Source organism: Saccharothrix sp. HUAS TT1 (genome assembly GCF_040744945.1).
In the GTDB taxonomy this organism is placed as follows: Bacteria; Actinomycetota; Actinomycetes; order Mycobacteriales; family Pseudonocardiaceae; genus Actinosynnema.
Genome location: NZ_CP160454.1, coordinates 104,921 through 122,680, shown reverse-complemented (window position 1 = coordinate 122,680; position 17,760 = coordinate 104,921). Strand labels below are relative to the sequence as shown.

The 17,760-nt window shown below is 73.6% G+C and carries 19 protein-coding genes; 9 read left to right on the top strand and 10 right to left on the bottom strand.

The annotated features are described in order from the left end of the window. Window positions 1-5: 5 nt before the first annotated feature. The 9 genes from AB0F89_RS38185 to AB0F89_RS38145 form a co-directional block, all read right to left on the bottom strand. Complete coding sequence (locus tag AB0F89_RS38185) at window positions 6-671, bottom strand: Ran-binding zinc finger domain-containing protein (protein WP_367139297.1); 666 nt, start codon at window positions 669-671, stop codon at window positions 6-8. A 92-nt stretch (window positions 672-763) separates the two neighbouring features. After that, the gene (locus AB0F89_RS38180; protein ID WP_367139295.1) at window positions 764-1,600 is read right to left on the bottom strand and encodes a hypothetical protein; all 837 of its coding nucleotides are present in this window, start codon (window positions 1,598-1,600) and stop codon (window positions 764-766) included. Between the two features lie 32 nt (window positions 1,601-1,632). Next, on the bottom strand, window positions 1,633-1,836 hold the full coding sequence (locus AB0F89_RS38175) for a hypothetical protein (protein ID WP_367139293.1): 204 nt from the start codon (window positions 1,834-1,836) through the stop codon (window positions 1,633-1,635). Window positions 1,837-2,051: 215 nt separating this feature from the next. Further along, the gene (locus AB0F89_RS38170) at window positions 2,052-2,336 is read right to left on the bottom strand and encodes a hypothetical protein (RefSeq protein WP_367139291.1); all 285 of its coding nucleotides are present in this window, start codon (window positions 2,334-2,336) and stop codon (window positions 2,052-2,054) included. Then, window positions 2,333-2,605 (bottom strand): hypothetical protein, encoded by a 273-nt coding sequence (locus AB0F89_RS38165; protein WP_367139289.1) that lies wholly within the window; start codon window positions 2,603-2,605, stop codon window positions 2,333-2,335. The genes AB0F89_RS38170 and AB0F89_RS38165 overlap by 4 nt, the downstream gene beginning before the upstream one ends. Next, window positions 2,602-3,786: an N-6 DNA methylase gene (locus tag AB0F89_RS38160; RefSeq protein WP_367139287.1), complete on the bottom strand. Its 1,185-nt coding sequence runs from the start codon at window positions 3,784-3,786 to the stop codon at window positions 2,602-2,604. The genes AB0F89_RS38165 and AB0F89_RS38160 overlap by 4 nt, the downstream gene beginning before the upstream one ends. Further along, window positions 3,783-4,205: a hypothetical protein gene (locus AB0F89_RS38155; RefSeq protein WP_367139285.1), complete on the bottom strand. Its 423-nt coding sequence runs from the start codon at window positions 4,203-4,205 to the stop codon at window positions 3,783-3,785. Before AB0F89_RS38155 ends, AB0F89_RS38160 begins: the two co-directional genes overlap by 4 nt. Beyond that, window positions 4,202-4,828 (bottom strand): hypothetical protein, encoded by a 627-nt coding sequence (locus tag AB0F89_RS38150; RefSeq protein WP_367139283.1) that lies wholly within the window; start codon window positions 4,826-4,828, stop codon window positions 4,202-4,204. The genes AB0F89_RS38155 and AB0F89_RS38150 overlap by 4 nt, the downstream gene beginning before the upstream one ends. Beyond that, window positions 4,828-6,228, bottom strand: coding sequence for a hypothetical protein (locus AB0F89_RS38145; RefSeq protein WP_367139281.1), 1,401 nt, complete (start codon window positions 6,226-6,228; stop codon window positions 4,828-4,830). The genes AB0F89_RS38150 and AB0F89_RS38145 overlap by 1 nt, the downstream gene beginning before the upstream one ends. 286 nt (window positions 6,229-6,514) lie before the next feature. Between AB0F89_RS38145 and AB0F89_RS38140 the strand changes: the two genes are divergently transcribed. The 4 genes from AB0F89_RS38140 to AB0F89_RS38125 all read left to right on the top strand — a co-directional run bounded on the left by AB0F89_RS38140 (window position 6,515) and on the right by AB0F89_RS38125 (window position 9,048). Beyond that, window positions 6,515-7,318 (top strand): hypothetical protein, encoded by an 804-nt coding sequence (locus AB0F89_RS38140; RefSeq protein WP_367139279.1) that lies wholly within the window; start codon window positions 6,515-6,517, stop codon window positions 7,316-7,318. Continuing rightward, entirely contained in the window at window positions 7,311-7,925 is a 615-nt protein-coding gene (locus AB0F89_RS38135; protein WP_367139277.1) for a hypothetical protein, read from the top strand. Before AB0F89_RS38140 ends, AB0F89_RS38135 begins: the two co-directional genes overlap by 8 nt. Window positions 7,926-8,019: 94 nt before the next feature. After that, entirely contained in the window at window positions 8,020-8,712 is a 693-nt protein-coding gene (locus tag AB0F89_RS38130; RefSeq protein WP_367139275.1) for a hypothetical protein, read from the top strand. A 9-nt stretch (window positions 8,713-8,721) separates the two neighbouring features. Further along, on the top strand, window positions 8,722-9,048 hold the full coding sequence (locus AB0F89_RS38125; protein WP_367139273.1) for a hypothetical protein: 327 nt from the start codon (window positions 8,722-8,724) through the stop codon (window positions 9,046-9,048). 16 nt (window positions 9,049-9,064) lie between these two features. Here AB0F89_RS38125 and AB0F89_RS38120 read toward each other — a convergent pair whose 3' ends face one another. After that, the gene (locus AB0F89_RS38120; protein WP_367139271.1) at window positions 9,065-9,868 is read right to left on the bottom strand and encodes a hypothetical protein; all 804 of its coding nucleotides are present in this window, start codon (window positions 9,866-9,868) and stop codon (window positions 9,065-9,067) included. A 287-nt stretch (window positions 9,869-10,155) separates the two neighbouring features. On the opposite strand from AB0F89_RS38120, the gene AB0F89_RS38115 reads away from it, so the two are divergent. Genes AB0F89_RS38115 through AB0F89_RS38095 form a run of 5 tightly spaced genes read left to right on the top strand, consistent with a single transcriptional unit; the run spans window position 10,156 to window position 17,752 of the window. After that, window positions 10,156-13,050 (top strand): hypothetical protein, encoded by a 2,895-nt coding sequence (locus AB0F89_RS38115; RefSeq protein WP_367139269.1) that lies wholly within the window; start codon window positions 10,156-10,158, stop codon window positions 13,048-13,050. A gap of 1 nt (window position 13,051) precedes the next feature. Continuing rightward, window positions 13,052-14,317 (top strand): hypothetical protein, encoded by a 1,266-nt coding sequence (locus AB0F89_RS38110; protein ID WP_367139267.1) that lies wholly within the window; start codon window positions 13,052-13,054, stop codon window positions 14,315-14,317. Next, window positions 14,317-15,450: a hypothetical protein gene (locus AB0F89_RS38105; RefSeq protein ID WP_367139265.1), complete on the top strand. Its 1,134-nt coding sequence runs from the start codon at window positions 14,317-14,319 to the stop codon at window positions 15,448-15,450. Before AB0F89_RS38110 ends, AB0F89_RS38105 begins: the two co-directional genes overlap by 1 nt. Continuing rightward, the gene (locus AB0F89_RS38100) at window positions 15,447-15,815 is read left to right on the top strand and encodes a hypothetical protein (RefSeq protein ID WP_367139263.1); all 369 of its coding nucleotides are present in this window, start codon (window positions 15,447-15,449) and stop codon (window positions 15,813-15,815) included. The genes AB0F89_RS38105 and AB0F89_RS38100 overlap by 4 nt, the downstream gene beginning before the upstream one ends. 26 nt (window positions 15,816-15,841) lie before the next feature. After that, on the top strand, window positions 15,842-17,752 hold the full coding sequence (locus tag AB0F89_RS38095; RefSeq protein WP_367139261.1) for a hypothetical protein: 1,911 nt from the start codon (window positions 15,842-15,844) through the stop codon (window positions 17,750-17,752). Window positions 17,753-17,760: the final 8 nt, after the last annotated feature.

Genomic DNA, 17,760 nt, shown 5'->3' with positions numbered 1-17,760 from the left:
CCGGGTCAGCGGGTCGTGACGGTGTCCGGGCGCACGGTGTCGCAGCCTTCGCAGGCCGTGCGGGTGGCGGCGACCTGCAACCCGCAGTCCGGGCACTCCCACAGCAGCCCGGCCTTCATCATCAACCGCGCGACCACCACGTAGTCCTCGTCGCTGTTGGCGGAGGCCAGCAGCGCCTCGATGGCCAGCGCCAGTTCCTTCTCCTGCTCGGCGCGCACCCGGTCCTCCTCCTCCCACTTAGCGCGCAGGGTGAGCAGCAGGTCGGCAACCGGGTCGTCGTTCCCGACGACCTCGGTGTACAGCTCCCGGCCGCGTTCGCGGCTGCCGGCCAGCCGGCTCAGCGGCATGAGCAGCGCGTACTGGACGTGCGCGTAGGCGGACAGCTCGGGCACGGGCACCAGGCCGCTGTTGTCGCCGCCGTAGAAGCCGTCCAGGCCCTCCAGGTTCTGCGGGTCCATCAGGTTCAGCTCGGCCAGGGTGCGGCGCAGCAGCACGGCGGCCCGCAGGTGCACCCGCTCTTGCGGCGTGAACTCGGGGCGCGGGAGGTTGTCGAGGGCGGCGAACACGTCCTCGGTGGCGTGGCGGCCGATCTGCTCGACGAGCACGGTCTCCAGCGCGTCGGCATCGACGCGCCGCACGGAGGCGGAGCCGGTGCGAGGGAAGGCGGACATGGTGGTGCTCCTTCACGGGTGAGGGTCGGGGAGGTGATCGGGTGGGGTGGGGCGGCGCGGGCGGTGGTCGAGTCACCGCCCGCGCGGGCGGGTCAGACGCCCGCCGGCTCCGCGACGGACGCGGCCGGCTGCTCGGCGGTCGGGCTGTCGAACAGCGTGGCGGCGGCGGGCTTCGCGGCGCGCGGACGGCGCGTCCGCTTCGGCGTTGCCTCGTCACCGGCGGCGGCCTTGGGCGTGCGCGGCTTGCGCGGCGCGCGGGGCGTCTTCGCCTTGCCCTCGCCCTTCGCGGCGCGCGGCGCCCGCTTCGGCTTCGCCGCGGCGGCCTGCTCGGCGGCGATCCGGTCGGCCTCGGCCTGTGCGGCGGCGTGCTCGGCGGCGATGGTGTCGGCGTCGGCGCGGGCGGCCAGGTAACCGTCCCACGCGCCGGACCCGGTGGACTTCCAGGTGACGCCGTCGCCCGGGACCTTGCCTCCGACGATCGCCTCGACCTGCTCGCGGTCCAGGCCGTCGCGGGACAGGCCCAGCCGGTAGCCGAGCAGCAGGCTCGCGCGGTGGGTGGCGACGTCCTCGCCGTCGCCCGCCGCGACCGCGTCGAACAGGGTGCGGGCGAGGCTGCCGACGGTGGCCCACTCGCGGCGCACGCCCGCGATGCCGCCCGGCAGGCCCAGCAGCAGCACGTCGGCGCCGCGCCGGTACTGGTGCGGTCCGAGTCGCGGCGTGCTGACCGCCTGCACGTGGTGGCGGGCGGCGACCGCGCCGAGCAGCGCGCGGTACTCGCGGGCGTAGGGCGGCAGCACCTCGATGGTCTCGGCGGTCAGCTCGGCGGCGACGTCGTGGAAGTCGAGGTCGGGCCGGCGCTCCAGTTCGGCGCGCACGGCGGCGTCGAGGACGGCCTGGGTGACCTGCTGGGCGGTCCGCAGCTCGTTCATGGCGGTGGTTCCTTCCGGGTGGTGGTGGGTGTTCAGCGGACGAGGTCGAGCAGGCGGCCGGGCGTGTGCGCCACGAAGTCGACGACCGCGACGACGGCGGTGCGGTAGTGGTCCCAGATCACGGCCGGGGTGTCGGCGGTCTCGGGGACGATCACCAGTGCGGCGATCACGGAGAGGCCGAGCGCGAGCGCGGGCACGAACGCCCGGTGGCCGATGATCCTCTGCACTGCGCTCATGACCCGCACCCTCTCCGACCTGTGGTTTCTGTTTCTTGATCTTGCCCTTTAATCCTATATCGCACTGCATCATATGTACATGATGTGTAGGTCGCGCGGGGTGTGATACCCGTCTATTCACGCAGGTCACAGCGTTGCGCGCCGCTCGTGAGCGGGGGACGACGACGGCCCCGCCGGTGTCCGGCGGGGCCGCGTCGAGTGTCGAGTGTCGCGCGTCAGAACGGGACGGGTTCGCCCGCCGCCCGGTCGCACCAGGCGAAGTCGGGTGGCTGCTCGTTCGGGGTCGCGCGCGCCGAGGTGCCCACGTCGATCCCGGCGATGCTCCACCGGTCCAGCGTCACACCGGTGACCTTGATCCGCTGGGAGGTCACCACGACCTCGGTCCCGTTGGGGCAGGTGTGGCGGTGCACGCGCATGTCCGGCCGGGGCAGCCGCTGCGCCCGCGGCTGGTACAGGCCGTCGTACCGGGTCGGGTCGCGCACCGGGTCGTGTGGGCTCATCCCGCCCTCCCGGCGTCGACCGGGCGCTGCGCGGCGCGGAGCTCCAGCTCCTCCAGGTGCACCTGCAGCTCGGCCGACATGACCAGTGCCGTGCCGGTGTGCCCGACGAGCTGCCCGGCGGGCAGGCCGGGCAGCGGCGGGTGGTCGTACCAGATGCCGCACCACTGCTGCTCGGGCGTGTGCCCGCCCGGCGGGTCGCGCAGCTCCAGCCTCGCCCCGCACGTCCGGCACCACGGCGGCAGCTGCTCCACGTCCACGTCCACGTTCACGACCCCTCCAGTCCGACGGCGTCGACCACCAGCACCACGCCGGCGTCGTCGCACCACTCGTGCCACACACGTTCCGCGTCCCCGTCGGGGGACGGTGCGGGCTCCACCCGCTCGGGCTTCACCCGCTGTCGCACCTGCTCGCGAACCACCTGCTCCGGCGCGGACGGGCCGGCGGCCGGTTCCGCGACGGGCGGCTCCGGCACGGTCTGCCCGGCGGGTTCCGGTTCCGGCTCGTCGCCCACCACCGGCTCGTCGACCCGGTCGTCTTCGACCTCGTCCCGCTGCTCGTCCCCGCCGTCGCGGTCCTCGTCGCCCTCGGCGGCGGCGCCCTGGATGAGCTGTTCCACACCGCGCAGCAGGTCGAGGGTCATCGCGTTGCGGGCCAGCGACACCATCTCGTTGCGCATCCGCACCGCCCGCCCGACCCAGTCCGGTTCGGTGAGCGCGTTGGCGACCCCGAGCACCACGTTCGGCCCGAGATTCCACAGCACGGCGTTCACCGCGGCGGCGGCGATGGCGAGGTCGTCGATGTCGTTGCCGATCCAGGTGACCGTCGTGGGGTCGAGGCCCTGTTCGCGCATGGCCTGCGCCGCGCCCCGGAACATGCCGCCGGAGCCCAGCGCCGGGTCGGACACCGACTCGCCCTCGCCGAGCACGGTCATCGCGGCCATCAGCTGGCACACGTCGGGCGGGGTGTAGAACTGGCCGCGTGCCTGCAACGACGACTTCGGGCGCAGCTCGGTGAGCACCTGGCCCAGCAGGTCGACGTCGTACCGGTTGTCGGCCAGCGAGAACAGGTCGTGCCGCAGCAGGGTGTCGCCGACCGCCTTGGCGGCGGCCAGGGCCTGGTCGCTCATGCGGTAGCTGTCCGACGAGCCGACCCAGATCCGCACGAACGGCCACACCGGGTTGACCAGGTCGGGCCGGGCCCGCACGAACCGCTGCCACAGCACCCCCATGACCCCGCCGAACGCCTCGGGGCTCATGCCCGCGGTCTCGTCGATCGCGGCCTGGCGCTCCTCGTGCGGCGGCGACAGCAGCGACATGACCGCCACCACCGACATGGGGATCTCCAGGTTGTTGCCGCCGTGGTGCCCGAACCAGGTTTCGACGACCCGCTCGGACAGCCGCAGCACGTGCTGGCGCGGCGGCCCGCCGGGGCGGACCTTCACCGCGGTCACCGCAGCCGTCCCGGACGTCGACCGACCGGCGGCGCGGGCCTCGCGCCGCCGATGTCGGCCGGGGCGACCGCCTCGGCGAGCGCCGCCACGACCGGCCTGGGCAGGCCGGCGGTGACGGCGAGCACGAGCAGCAGCGACGCGACCGCCCCGCGCTGCCCTTCGGCGAGGGTTCCGGCGCGCAGCCGGTCGGCGACCTCCAGCGCGGCCTCGGTCGACACCGGTTCGCCGTCGACGGCGGGCAGCACCCCGCGCACCTGCTCCCACGTCAGCGCCAGGGTGTTGAGCCAGCCGCCCCGGCCGCGCTCCATGCCCAGCACCACGCCCTTCGGGTTGGCGCGGATCACGGGGCGGGCGACCTGCGTCGCACCGCCCCACGCGTAGTCGCCGACCACCGCGTCCCCGTGCCGGTAGCGGCTCACGACGCGTCCTGCCCGGCCAGCGCGGCGGCGAACGCGTCGGCGTCCTCGGCCTGGCGCAGCAGCTCGGCGTCCTCCGCGGCCACCTCGTCGGCGGTGCGCGGACCGGTGGTTCCGTCGTCGTCGCGTTCGTCGGCGAGGGCGTCCACGGTCTGGGCGACGTCGAACACGCTGGTCATGCGGAACCGGGGTTGCTTCTTCTCGTCACCGGCGGCGTCCTGCCCGGTGGGCGGCTTCTCCGGGGACGCGCCGTCCTTCTGCGCCTTGTCCTCGTCGTCGCCGCGCGGCGCGGTGATCCGCAGGCCCTTGAACTTGTGGTCGGGGTGGATGGCGCGGCCCCGCCTCGCCCAGCCGAGCGGGGTGTCCACGTCGGTGAGCCGGAACCCCTGTTCGGCGGCCTGCGTCCACAACAGCGCCCGGTTGCGGGGCGAGTAGCCGCGCACCCTGGCGGACGCGCCGCGCAGCGCGACCTCCATGCGCTGCATCGCGGCCGGGTCCTCCAGCACGGCGTCGGCGGCGGCGGCGCGAGCCTCGTCGGCGGCCCGGAACTGGGCGATCTGCTCGGGCGTCCACTTGCTCTTGCGCTTGGTCGTGCGCTTCGCGGGCTTCTTGCGCGTGCCGGCCATCAGCGCTCACCTCCGTCGGCGGTGTCGCCGCTGCCCGGGTCGCCGCTGCCGGGAACGTCGCTGTCGGCGTCGGCCTCGGCCTCGAACCCGGTCGGCGTCGGCGCGCTCTCCGGCTCGTCGACCTGTTCGGCGTCGGCCGGCTCGGCGTCCACCCCGTCGGAGTCGGTCGGCGCGGGGTCGGCGTCCTGGCCGCCCTCGTCGACCGCGCCGTCCTGCTTCGCGCGTTCGGCTTCCCGGGCGGCCCTGGCCTCGGCCGCGTCGCGTGCTTCCTGACCGGCGACGGCGATGCGGTGCAGCAGCGCGCTGTTGACCTTCGACGTCTGCGCGGCCCGGTAGAGGTTCACCAGCGCCGCGTGGTCGCCGCGCTTCCTCTCCAGCAGGTCGAGCCAGTCCTGGTCGCTGATCAGCGTGCGCAGCGGCATGTCCGACGCGGCCGGTTCCGGCTCCTGCCGGCCGACGGGTCCGGTGCCGCGTCCGATGACCGTCTCGTCGGTCCGGCCGCGCCGCGACTGCTGCAAGCGGCCGGCGGCGATGCGTTCGGGCAGCGGCGCGTACCGGCCGGCGCGGCTGACGGGCAGCGGGGCCCGCCCCGGGTCGACGCCCATGCGCTCGAACACGATTTCGCCGAGGTCCAGGCCCTCGCGCAGCTCGTAGGGCTTGAGGTGGGTGTCGTAGCCGGCCTTCGCCGAGCGCGCCTTGACGATCAGCGGGTTCTTGCCGGGCTCCAGGCGGACGCGGAGCCGGGCGTCGTGCTTGAGGGTGCGGTGGGCTTCCAGCACGTACTCGCCCCACCGGGCGGGCTGCCCGTCCTCTCCCTTGACGCTGACCCACTCGCCGCGCACGGTGAGCACCACCACGCCGGGGAAGGTCAACAACTGGGTCATGATCGCCCGGTAGCGTTCGCGGGCGTCGGTCCACAGGTTGCGGCCGGGGTTGAGTTCGGCGTTCGGGTCGATCTCGACGTCGGGGGCGGTGGAGTTGACCAGCCCGGCCTTGGCGCGCAGGTAGGTCCAGGTGCGGATGTCGTCCCACATCGCGCTCCACGAGTCCACGATCAGGCAGCACGGCGGCTCTCCCGCCTCGTGGACCCTGCGGGCCTCGTTCTTGGCGGCGACGATCTGCCCGTACACCGACGGGTAGGTGCCGTCGTGCTCCAGGATCGTGTACCGGGCGTGATCGACGCCGATGTACTCGTCGGCCACGCCCTCGTCGCCGCCGCCGTACTCGATCCAGAACGCTTCGCCCAACCGGGCGTCGGCGGTGAAGCGGGCGGCTTCGAGGGTCTTGTCGGCGGTGTCGGGTCCTTCGAGCACGATCAGGGGCCATCCGACGGCCCCGGTTGGTTGCCGCCGGCGCAGTTCGTGCTGCGGTGGCGCGGTGGCGGTGTCGTATGCTGACACGCGAATCTCCTGCTGGTCAGGTGGTTCATCCGGGGGCCCCCGAGTCCGTTCGCCTGCGAAGTGATGCGGACCGGGGGCCTTTTTCAATGCCCGTTCATCATATCATGAAGCTCTTTCACAAACATGGTTTGACCTGCGGAAACACTCTGTCCACATCAGACTTGGGCACGTTCGGGGGTGTCTCGATACGCTGTGCCGGCACGCCCCCGCCGGGTCTGGCGTCGTCGTGGCCGCCGGAGGGGGCGTGCGTCTTGCCGCGCACCCCGGATGAACTTGGAGCCACGACATGGAGACCCTGGAGTTCCGCACCCCGAAACGCGCCCGCGAGGAACAGCCGATCCCGGTCACCCTGTGCGGGGAGGAGCTGGTGGTGCAGCGCCCCAAGGACGCCGTCCTGTACTTCGCGGCCACGGCGATCGGCGCGGACGTGCCCGAACCGGACCGGGCGATGGCGGTCATCCAGTTCCTGTCGGGCACGCTGGGCCTGGTGGACCGCAAGCGGTTCATCGACCGGGCGATCGACCCCGCCGACCCGGTCGACCTGGGCGCGACGGTGCAGCTGGTGGGCGGCCTGCTGGAGCGGTGGAACGCCTGGCCCGCGCGCGGCAGGGTCGAGCCGCTGGTGGTCGAGGCGGATCCGGCGCCGGTGACCGGGGAGCCGGTGCACATCGTCAACGAGGACCTGGAGCTGGACCTGGTCGCGCACCCGCCGAAGGACCTGGTGCTGATGTTCGTGGCCGCCGCGCTGGCGACGGGCGCGAACGAGGGCCAGCAGGCGTGGTCGGTGGGCATCTTCCTCGACGCCGCGCTGGAGCGCGCCGACCGGGACGTGGTGGCGCGGCGGATGCGCGACCACGACGACGACCTGGACCTGGAGCACATCGCGGAGATCGTGCAGCACCTGATCGAGCGGTGGAGCCCGAAGGCGAACCGGGCGGCCCGCCGCGACGCGGCCCGCGCCAAGGGCCGGGGCAGCGCCAAGGCCGTCGCGGGTGCGCGCGGCGGCACCCGGGCGGTGACCGCGGGCGGCCGGGTCGGGGCGGCGAAGAAGACCACGACGGCGGCGGCCCGGGGCCGGGGGCGTGGTTGACGCGCTGCGCGCCGTCCACGGCCCGCCGGCGGCGACCCCTCTGCCGTTCCGCGTCGACGACCGCGAGCTGCTGCTGCCCGACCTGGCCACCCGCACCTGGCTGGAGGCGCTGGTGCTGGAGGCGCCCGGCTGCTGGTGGCGGCTGCTGCCCGGCGCGCTGGACCCCGACGACGCGGACTGGCTGACCGGCCGCCTGGTCGACCTGGAGACGGCCGACGGCGACGACTCCCTCTGGCGCGACGCCTACGACCTCGACGACCTGGAGGACGCGGCGCTGGCCGTGCTCGGCGCGGCGCTGGGCATGGACTTCTGGGTGGCGACCCGGCTGGCGGGCACGGCGTGGGCGAACTGGATGGCGTTCGACGGCTGGTGCTTCGCCCGCGGCGTCGACCCGCTGCGGGAGCCGATCGGCCGGCTGCTCACCGGCGTCTACCGGTGGCGGCTGTCGCTGTGCCAGAAGGACAGCGAGGTCGCGGTGCTCGACGCCGAGGTGTTCGCTCCCGCGCCGGGTGTGCGCATGAGCGGCCGTTCCCGCGACGCCGCCCCTCTGGGCTGGTCGGCGCAGCGCGAGGAGGCGGCGTTCATGCAGGCGTTCGCCGGTCGTTGACCGGGTGCGCGGGGAACGGCGGGGCCACGTCGGAAGCCTGCCGCGGGTCCGCGTCCGGCGACACCGGTGCGCCGGCCGGGTCGACGCCCTGGGCGTGCTCTACTACTTGACCGGTCGGGGGTGGACGGTGGCCCGCCGGCGGGCGGAGGCCGACGTCACGAAGGGGGAAAGGGCCGTGGGCGGTGGCGACGACCGGGAGCGGATGGCGGTGGGGGAAACCGTCACCTGCCGGGACAGCTCCGACTGCCTGTGGACGTACACCGCGACCGGCGACCCGAGCCAGGACATCGACTTCATGCAGCTCCTGCGGCACGCGCGGTCCGGTGACTGCCCGGTCTACCCCGAGCACGTCGAGCCCGGAACCGCGCTCGCCGGAGGGAAGCTCGCGCAGGCCCTGAACCGGCTGGCGACGGCCAGGATGCACGCCCGGTACGGCCCGGACGTGCGGCGCTACAAGTCGGCGGCCTCGACCACCTCGTTCGGGTGGTTGCTGGTGTTCGTCCTGGGCGATCGGGAGGACGCGACAGCCAAGCAGGTCAGCAAGCTGATGTCCGGGTGGCGCACCCTCGATCCCGGCGACCGGCCCGAACGTGTCTCGCTGCTCCGGCACGCCTTCGACCGGCACGGCTGGTCGTCCCCGTTCGACGTCGAGCAGGTGTTCAAGTCCGTGTCGCGCGGAGAGGTGGTGGCGGCCGACACCACGCGGCGGCCGTGGAAGTGGCGGGTCACCGACGAGGGCCGCGCGCTGCTCGCCGAGGGCGTCGCCCTCGTGCTGGGAGGCCCGTAGGGTGAACACGTGTTCGAATCCGGCGCGGCCTCGTACGCGGCGTGGCGGCCGGTGGAGCCGCCGGTGCCGGTGCTGGTGCGCCTGGACCTGCTGTTCCCGCCCACCCGCCTGACCTGGGGGAGGGACACGGCCATGTGGGCGAGGTCGCGGGGTTTGCGCCTGGACCGACCGGTTCCGGGCACGGTCACCGCCTGGGCGATGACGTCCGTCGGGGACTGGCTGGCGGTCGTGACGCTGACCGTCGTGGTGGACGGCCGCGAGTTGGGCTTGACGCAGCTGGTGCCGGTGGCCGCCGTGGAACGCGTCGCGGCCGACGGGCGACCCGGGCGCCGGTGAGCGCCGGCGGCCCGGGTCAGCCGGCGGTGGCGCGGCGGGCGCGTTCGGCCAGGCGCGCGGTCGCCGCGCCGCGTCCCCGCTCGGTGAGCAGGTAGCGGGCGGGGTGGCCGGGCTCGGGCGGGTGGACGTCCAGCCAGCAGCCGCGGGTGAGCACGCCGGTCGCGGACAGGATCGCCCGCCGGCTCAGGCCGGTGCGCATCAGGATGTCCACGGCGCTGACCGGCGCGTCGTCCTCGGCGTCGAGGAGCGTCCGGAGCACGGTGGCGACGTCGGCGGTCACGGTCACGCGGGGCGGCTTCTCGGGCCGGTGCTCGGGCCGCTGCGGGTCGGCGGTGTACCGGTAGGGCAGGCCGGAGTCGGCGACGAGGGCACGGATGCGCAGCCACTCGTCCCGCTGCGCCGGGTGCGACCAGCCGCTCTCCGAGGCACCCCGGTCGCGGCGCTGCGTCTCCGCGTCGATCCACCGCAGGTCAGCCGAGGCCAGGGTGGAGCGTGCGGCGGCGACGGCGAGCCCGGCCCGCGCCTGCTCGGCGTCGCCTTCGCGGGGCGCCCAGGCGGCATGGAACTCGTCGTCGGACAGGGTGACGACCCGCTGCCTCCCCTGGTGGTCGGTGTCGACGACGAGCCACGGTCGCCAGTCGCTCATCGGCACCTCGCTCCACCCGGCCGGGGTCGTCGGCCGGCGGCGACCGTGGCGGCGGCGGCCGGGCCACACCGGCACGAGCTTGTGCCGGCGCAGGAACGCGTGCCACAGGTCTCCGCCGGCGCCGGTGGTGTGCCGGGCGGCTTCGGCGTGCACGGGGCGGTGGACGTACTGCACGGGCGGCGACCTCCGGTGGGAGCGCGGACCGAGGTCGACCGCGCGGGTGCGCGCGGCGTCTCCCCAGGGTCGGTGGACTCCCGATCGTAGTGGCGGGGCACCGCCCGGTCGGGCGGTCGTCGCGATCCCGCGCGAGGCGCGTCGGGTGGGGCGTGGTGTGCCGTCGTCGACCGTCCGGGGCGGGCGCGACCTGGGGTGACGCGGTTACGATCACTCGCGGTGGCAGGTCGCCGCCGTGCCGACTGGCGCCTCGTGGCCGGGTACCCGATTCCCACGGGTGGCCCGGCATGGCGTTGGAAGGCGGCACGATCGCGGACACCGCGGTCGAGGTCGTCGCGGACACCGGCCGGTTCGAGCCGGATGTGCGCCGCAAGCTGGGTGACGCGGGCGCGGCCGGGGGCCGGGCGTTCGACCGGGCGTTGCAGCGGCAGGTCGCCGGCACGGGCCGCGCGGTCGGCGACCGGGTGGCCCGCGACGCGTCGGGCGGCGCCCGCCAGGCGGGCATCAGCTGGGGCGACGCGTTCCGCATCGGCATCGCCGCCCGCCTGACCCGCACCCAGATCCGGCAGTTGATGCTGCCGTTCACGGCGCTCGCGGGGACGTTGGCGTTCTCGGTGGTGTCCTCGGGCAGCGTCGCGGCGGCGGCGGGCCTGGTGGTGTTCGCCGCCGAGCTGGCCAACGCGGGCGGCGCGGCCTTGGCGCTGCCGGCGGCGCTGCTGGTGGGCGCGGCGGCGGTCGGGGTGCTGGCGGTCGCGTTCTCCGGGATGCAGGACGCCCTGTCGGCGGCGTTGGTCGGCGACGCGAGGAAGTTCGCCGAGGCCACCGAGGACATGGCTCCGCCGGCTGCCGCGGTGGCCCGCGAGTTCCGTGATCTCGTCCCGCAGCTCGACGCCGTCCGCGAGGCGGTGCAGATCGCGTTCTGGGAACGCCTCCAGGGTCAGCTGACGGCGGTGGCGGCGGTGCTGCTCGGCCCGGTCGGGCAGGGCATGACCCTGGTGGCCGGGTCGTCGGCCGCGGTGGCGCTGGGCATCGCCCAGATCGCGCAGGAAGCCGAGACCGCGCGCCTGCTCGCCGCCGTGTTCGACACGACCGCGACCAGCGTCGACGCGGTCAACCCCGCGGTGCTGGCGGTGGTGCGCGGTCTGCGGGACCTGGCCGGGGTCGGGCTGCCGCTGATGGAGCAGCTGTCCGGCAGCGTCGGCGGGCTGGGCGTGCAGTTCGGCGAGTGGCTGTCGCGGGTCTCGGCGTCGGGGCAGGCGTGGGCGTGGATCCAGAACGCGATGGCGACCCTGGGGCAGCTGGGCAACGTGCTGCTCCAGATCGGCGGCATCCTCGGCTCGGTGTTCCGGGCGGCCGAGGCCGCCTCGGGCGGCCTGCTGGGCAACCTCGAACGCCTGTTGACCGGCGTCAACGACTTCCTGTCCTCGGCGCAGGGCCAGCAGGTCCTGGTCACGATCTTCGCGTCCTTGTCGCAGGTCGGCGGCGCGCTGCTGCCGGTGCTGATCGCGCTGGGCTCGGCGGTGGCGTTGATCGCGCCGCAGCTGGCCGGGATCGCGGTGGCGCTCGGTCCGGCGCTGGTCGGGGCGGTGTCGGCGCTCGGTCCGGCGCTGGCCGCGGTGGGTCCGGGGCTGCGGCAGCTCGCCGAGGGCCTGGCGGCGGCGTTCGCGGACCCGGCGATGGCCGAGGGCCTGCTCAACCTGGGCAACGCCCTCTCGGAGACCCTGGTCGCCCTGGTGCCGCTGCTCCCACCGCTGGGTCAGCTGGTCGTCCTGATCGCAAATGTGCTGGCCAGGGCCTTGATGCTCGTCGCGCCGCTGGTGCGTCTGGTCGCAGTCGCCCTGGCGTTCCTGCTGCCGCCGGTGCTGTCGGTGATCGACGCCGCCTACGGCTTCGCGTTCGCGATGGGCCGCTGGCTGGAGTTCACCGCGATCCCCGGCATCCTCTCCGGGATCGGCTCGGCGGCACAGGCCGTGGCCCGCTTCTTCGTCGGCCTGTGGAACGCGGCGTCGTCGATCGACCTGGGCTCGGTGGTCGCCTCGATCGGGTCGTTCGTCGCCGGCGTGCTCGGCTGGTTCGCGCGCCTCCCGGCGCAGGCCGGGGCGTTCCTGGCCGACCTGGGCACGACCGTGCTGGGCTTCTTCGTCTCGCTGCCGGGCCTGGTGGTGCAGGGGCTGGCGGCGCTGCCGGGGCTGTTGCTCGACGGACTGGTCCTGGCCGCGGAGGCGGTCGGCTACGGCATCGGGTTGATCATCGCGCTGGTCATCGGCCTGCCGGTGCTGCTCTACAACGCGCTGGTCGGACTGGGCCAGTTGATCTACAACGCGCTGGTCGCGGCCTGGCAGTGGGGCGTGAACGCCACGATCACCGGAGTCGAGGCGGTGGTGTCGTTCGCCGTGTCACTGCCCGGCCGAGTGGTCGCTGGGGTGGTCGCGCTGGGCGCGATGCTGGCGGGCTGGGCGACGGCGGCCTGGGCGGCGGCGAGCGGCGCGTTCACCGCCGGTGTGAACGCGGTCGTCTCGTTCGCGCTGTCGCTGCCCGGCCGGGTCGTCGCGGCGGTGGCGGCGCTGGGCGGGATGCTCTCCGGCTGGGCGTCGTCCGCCTGGTCGTCGGCGACGGGCGCGTTCGTCGCCGGGGTGAACAGCATCGTCTCGTACGCGCAGTCGCTGCCGGGCCGGATCGTGTCGGCGATCGGCAACCTCGGCTCGATGCTGTTCAACGCGGGCCGCGAGATCATCAACGGCCTGCTCAACGGCATCAAGGCCGCAGCTCAGGACGTGTTCAACTTCGTCTCGGGCATCGGCGACCGGATCGCGTCGCTCAAGGGCCCGCTGCCCCGCGACCGGGTGCTGCTGACCCCGCACGGCAAGGCGATCATGACCGGCCTCGATCGCGGCATCCGGTCCGAGTTCGGCACGGTGCGGGCCACGCTGCGCGAGCTGACCGCGGACCTGCCGCGCATGGCGGTCACGGTCAAGACCAGCCGCGCCCCGGCCGCCCAGCCCACCGCGACCCGCAACGGGATCGCGCTGACGCCGTCGCTGGTGCCGCGCCCCGGGCAGACGCAGGTGGTCAACAACCACACGGAGATCAACGCGCCGATCACGGTCCAGGCGCCCTACTCCGATCCCGAGCTGGTGGCGCTGTCCACGGTGGACCGACTGATGCGAGCGGCGGCGATCTGACATGGCGCTGGAGCACTGGCTGACCCTGGGCGGCACGGAGCTGGTCAACACCGCCCGCGTCGAGCGGTACGTGGACGCGCTGTGCATCACCTCCCTGTCGTGCGGGGTGTGCGAGGACTTCGTGCGCGGCCTGCGCGACGAGCCCTACACCGACCCGGGCACCGACCGAGCCCCGTGGTTCGACCCGGCGGTACCGGAGTCGGCGCTGTTCGCCGGCCTCATGGGGATCTCGGTGGAGGGGCTGGAGCGCGGCACCGGCGGACGCAACCGGGTGGAGCTCGTCGGCGACGGGGCCGCGGTGGGCGGGCTGCGACGCCGCTCGCGGGAGCTGCTGGTCAAGGCCCGCATGTACGCCAAGACGGAGGCCGCCCTGTCCTACGGCAACGCCTGGTTGGAGTCGGCGCTGGGCGGCGCGGTGTGCCAGGGCTCGTGCACCGGCGACGAGCTGTGCTTCTTCGCCTACTGCCCGGTGTGTCCGCAACCACCGATGCCGGGCGACACGTGCGGCGACGACGCGGTGCGCACCCTGTTCGACGTCGGCCTGCTCGACGGCCCCGACATGACCCGCAAGGGCCGCCTCGGCGACGGATGGCTCGCCGACGTCCAGTTCTCCCTCGTCGCGGGCCGCCCGCACATGTGGCGGCTGCCCCGCTACATCACCGGCACCGGGCATCCGGGGCTGCAACCCGCCCCGCCGATCGGGCCGCCGGTCGACTGCGTCGAGGATCAGGACTGCGCGGTCGACCCGGACTGCCCGCAGCCCCCGCCGCCGATCCGCCCGCCCGCCCCGCCCAACCCGTGCTTCCCGGGGCCGCCGCCCGCGAACGACACCTACCGGCGCATCGCCACGGTGCCGGCGAACGTGCTGCCCGAGCAGCTGTCGAAGGTGCCGTTGCTGGAGCTGCGCACCGGCGACCTGAACCTGCGGCGAGTGACGGTGCGCTTCTACGCCAACCCCGCCCAGTACGCGTGCACCGAGTACGTCGACCCCTGCTCGGCCTGCGCCGAGATCAACATCCCGTACCTGCCGCGCGGGGTGGTGCTGCGTCTGGACGGCCGCACCGAACGCGTCACCGTCGACTGCCCCGGCGGGCCCGGCTTGGTGGTCGCCGAGGTCGAGGTCTACGGCCCGGAGGGCGACTTCTTCGAGTGGCCGGTGTTCGAGTGCGACACCAGCCTGTGCGTGGAGATCGTCGCCCAGCAGTCCACGGTCGCCCCGAACATGCGGCTGGACCTGTGGATGGTCGCCCGTCAGGGTGTCGCCTGATGGCCCGCCGGGTGGTGCGCAGGCTGGGCTGCGCGAACGGCTACAGCGCGGTGGTCAACCACCAGGGCGGCACGCAGCGCCTGATGACCCTGACCGGCGTGACCGGCCTGGACTGGGAACGCAACCTCAACGACTTCGGCGAAGCCCACGTGGAGCTGTCCAAGTCCGGCACCTCCCGCGACTGCTTCCGCAAGATCGGGCAGGTCGAGCCGTGGGCGCACGAGGTGGAGCTGTACCGCGACGGCGAACGCCTGTGGTCGGGGCCGGTGTTCGACGTGCAGGAGGAACGCACCACCATCACCCTCACCGCCCGCGACATGCTCGCCTGGTTCTCGCGGCGCCGCATCCCGTTCGACACCGACGGCACGCCGATGGCGGCGACGCGCTGGGTGGAGGAGCTGGTCCGGGCGTCGTTCGCCGAGCACGACCCGAACCTGCTGCCGTTCCTGCGCGTCGACCGCATCAGCCCCGACCAGCCGCAGTTCCAGCGCTGGACGCAGGGCCGCACCGCGTCGGTGTTCACGGAGGTGACGGAGGCGGCCAAGGCCGGTCTGGACTTCTTCGCGATCGGCCGGCACGTGTTCGTCATGCTGGACCGGATGGCGGCGGGCACCGCCCCGTACCGGCTGCGCGAGAGCGACTTCCTCGGCGACTTCCGGGTCCGCAAGGTCGGTTCGGAGACCGCGACCCGCGCCACGGTCGTGGGCGCCGACCACCCGGACGGGCTGGCCGCGGTGGGCGAGTGGGGTGGCCCGCAGCCCGGCTACGGCGTGGTCGACGACATCTCCACCGCGCAGGGCACCACCGACTACAACGCCCTGTCCGGCATGGCGCGCCGGGTCGTCGGCTACGGCCATCCCGCGCCGATCGTGGTGTCGCTGCCGTCGGGGTCGCAGCTGTCCCCGAACGCCGCGGTGTCGGTGCACGACCTGATCCCGGGCCGCTACCTGGCCACCACCATCGCCGGCTACGCCACCCGCGTGCACACGGTCATGAAGCTCAACCAGGTGTCGGGCAAGTGGTCGCCGGGCGCGGCCGAGCAGATCGCGGTCGCGGTCATCCCGCAGGACACCTACACGGTCGCGGCCGGGCCCGAACCGGTCCCGGTCGGAGCGAAAGGGGAACACCGGTGATCAAGACCAGTTCCGACGGGTCGCTGCCGCAGTTCGCGGTGCGCGACCGGTTGCGCGCGCACGCCCGCTCGGGCGCCCCGGGCGGCCACCGCGTCCCACCACCACCACCACCACCACCGCTTCCGCCGGCGGCCGGGAAGCGGGACGCCGGGCCGGCCCAGGCCGTGGTGGGCGTGGCCGGGGTGGACGGGCTCGGGGCGGCGGAGCCCGTGGAGCAGGGGGAGGTGGTGGTGCCGCTGCTACTGGGCCCGTTCCGGCTCACCGTCGACGGCCGGGGCCGCCTGGTGGCCGAGCACCTGCCCACGGGCGGCAGCCGCATCCTGTTCGCCCCGCGGGGCGGCTCGTCGAGGGCGGGTGGTCGGTGATGGCCCGCTGTGGTTGCACCGGCGGAGTGCGGATCGTCGCCGGCCAGGGCATCGACGTCGTCGGCTACGGCTCGGTGGAGAACCCGTACGTGATCAGCCTGGAGGACCCGCTGGGGGTGGAGGCGTGCAACACGGTGGTCCGCTGCATCGCCTCCCACCTCGGGCGCGGCCTGTCCTACCAGCCGATCAGCGGGTTGATCGAGACCCGGATCTCCAGCGACGGCGGCAACTCGATCGTGTTCGGCACCGACGGCGGCCTGTACAGCTCGGGCGGCGGCGGGGGCGGTGACGGCGGCTACTCCACCGTGCAGGGCCTGGAGTCGTCCACGACCACCATCGTGGGCGGCTCCTACGGCGGGGGGTTCGCCATGCACCCGGAGGGCGACCTGCGCTGCTACCAGGCCGGGATGGCGATGGGGTTGCGGCTGATGCACGTGCCGGTGCGCCGCTCCACCGAAGGGTTCCTGTTCGCGCAGCACTGGCGTGACCTGGGCAGCTACAACCCGGGTTTCCTGGGCGCGAAGACCGATCACATGGACCTCACGATGGCCGAGCGGATGACCTACCTGCCCGCCGGGCCGCCGCAGGACCCCTGGTACGAGCCGGGCTACCTGCCGCAGCAGGGCTATTTCGGGTTCGCCGCGAAGATGGGCTGGAAGGTGCCGCGCCTGTCGGAGGTGTTCGAGCTGTCGCAGCGCCGCACCGTGCTGTACCTGGAGGTCAAGGACGTCGGAGTGGGCACGCAGAACGGCACGCCCGCCCCGTTGCAGACCTACGGGCCGCTGCGCGACCTGATCCTCCAGTTCGGGCAGACCAAGTCCGTGATCGTCGGCTCCGAGTTCCCCGCCGACTCCACGGCGGCGGAGATCCAGCAGATTTACGACGGCCTGGCGCTGGTGCGGGAGGCGGGCGTCGCGACAGCCGCGCACATCACCAGCAAGGCGATGCTGGACGCCCTGCCTCCGGAGGACCTGGTGGCGGCCGGGTTCACATGGGTGTTCATCCAGGTGGGCCTGGCCGACACCTACCCGCAGCAGGTGCTGGCGTACAAGACCGCCGGGCTGTACACGATGCTCTACGGCGGGCACAAGCACTGGCACTTCCGACTCACCCAGAACGCCACCCTGTTCGGCGCGGGCGGCCTGAAGGGCATCCTGTGCCCCGATCCGGTGTATTGCGCGGGCGACGTCAACGGCTACCGCTACTACGAGCAGGGGTTGACGCTCCAGTGGGGCACCCCGAACTACGGGGTGCACGCCTACAACGGCTCGATCGAGTGGATGCGCGACCGCTTCCGCGGCTACGTGCAGGGCGGCCGGGCCGGGCAGCTGACCAGCGACGCCGACGTGGTCGCGCCCGGCGAAACATCGTCGATCTTCCGGTCGGGCTACTACATCCTCCAGGGCGAGATGTGCCCGGTGGCGCTGCCGAACTACGACCGGGTCACCAACACGGTCAACAACTACGAGATCCACATCGGCTTCATGTGGGACGGCATCAGCGTGGATCGCGGCCGGTGGATGGGCCTGTGGTGGGGCGCCCCGGAAGACCGGCAGCTGTTCGAGTGGGAACGCGCCAACCAGTACACCCGCGGCTACCAGGTGCAGCTCAGCCAGGAGGGCAACTTCGTGGTCACCCGCTATGACGGCATCCCCGGGGCGAGCCCGCCCTACCAGTGGGCGCCGAGCCCGCCGACGTGGGATTCGGGCTACCGGCCGCAGCCGGGGATCGAGTACCGGATGCGGGTGCAGGTGTTCCCGGACCGGTTCACGGTGGCGCGGCCGGACGGCGGCGCGATGCGCACCTTCACCGGCGCGGACGCCACGATGTGGCGCGGCCCCTACTGCTACGCGGGCAAACACTTCTTCAACATTCCCGACGCGCACCGGGTGCGGTGGGTGTGGCCGGTGGCGTTCCCCGTGACGCCCACGGCGTGACCGGCCGG

Bases quoted from the DNA above. Each gene is read 5' to 3' on its own strand.
- AB0F89_RS38185 (WP_367139297.1), bottom strand. From the start codon at position 671: ATGTCCGCCTTCCCTCGCACCGGCTCCGCCTCCGTGCGGCGCGTCGAT.
- AB0F89_RS38180 (WP_367139295.1), bottom strand. From the start codon at position 1,600: ATGAACGAGCTGCGGACCGCCCAGCAGGTCACCCAGGCCGTCCTCGAC.
- AB0F89_RS38175 (WP_367139293.1), bottom strand. From the start codon at position 1,836: ATGAGCGCAGTGCAGAGGATCATCGGCCACCGGGCGTTCGTGCCCGCG.
- AB0F89_RS38170 (WP_367139291.1), bottom strand. From the start codon at position 2,336: ATGAGCCCACACGACCCGGTGCGCGACCCGACCCGGTACGACGGCCTG.
- AB0F89_RS38150 (WP_367139283.1), bottom strand. From the start codon at position 4,828: ATGGCCGGCACGCGCAAGAAGCCCGCGAAGCGCACGACCAAGCGCAAG.
- AB0F89_RS38140 (WP_367139279.1), top strand. From the start codon at position 6,515: ATGGAGACCCTGGAGTTCCGCACCCCGAAACGCGCCCGCGAGGAACAG.
- AB0F89_RS38115 (WP_367139269.1), top strand. From the start codon at position 10,156: ATGGCGTTGGAAGGCGGCACGATCGCGGACACCGCGGTCGAGGTCGTC.
- AB0F89_RS38110 (WP_367139267.1), top strand. From the start codon at position 13,052: ATGGCGCTGGAGCACTGGCTGACCCTGGGCGGCACGGAGCTGGTCAAC.
- AB0F89_RS38105 (WP_367139265.1), top strand. From the start codon at position 14,317: ATGGCCCGCCGGGTGGTGCGCAGGCTGGGCTGCGCGAACGGCTACAGC.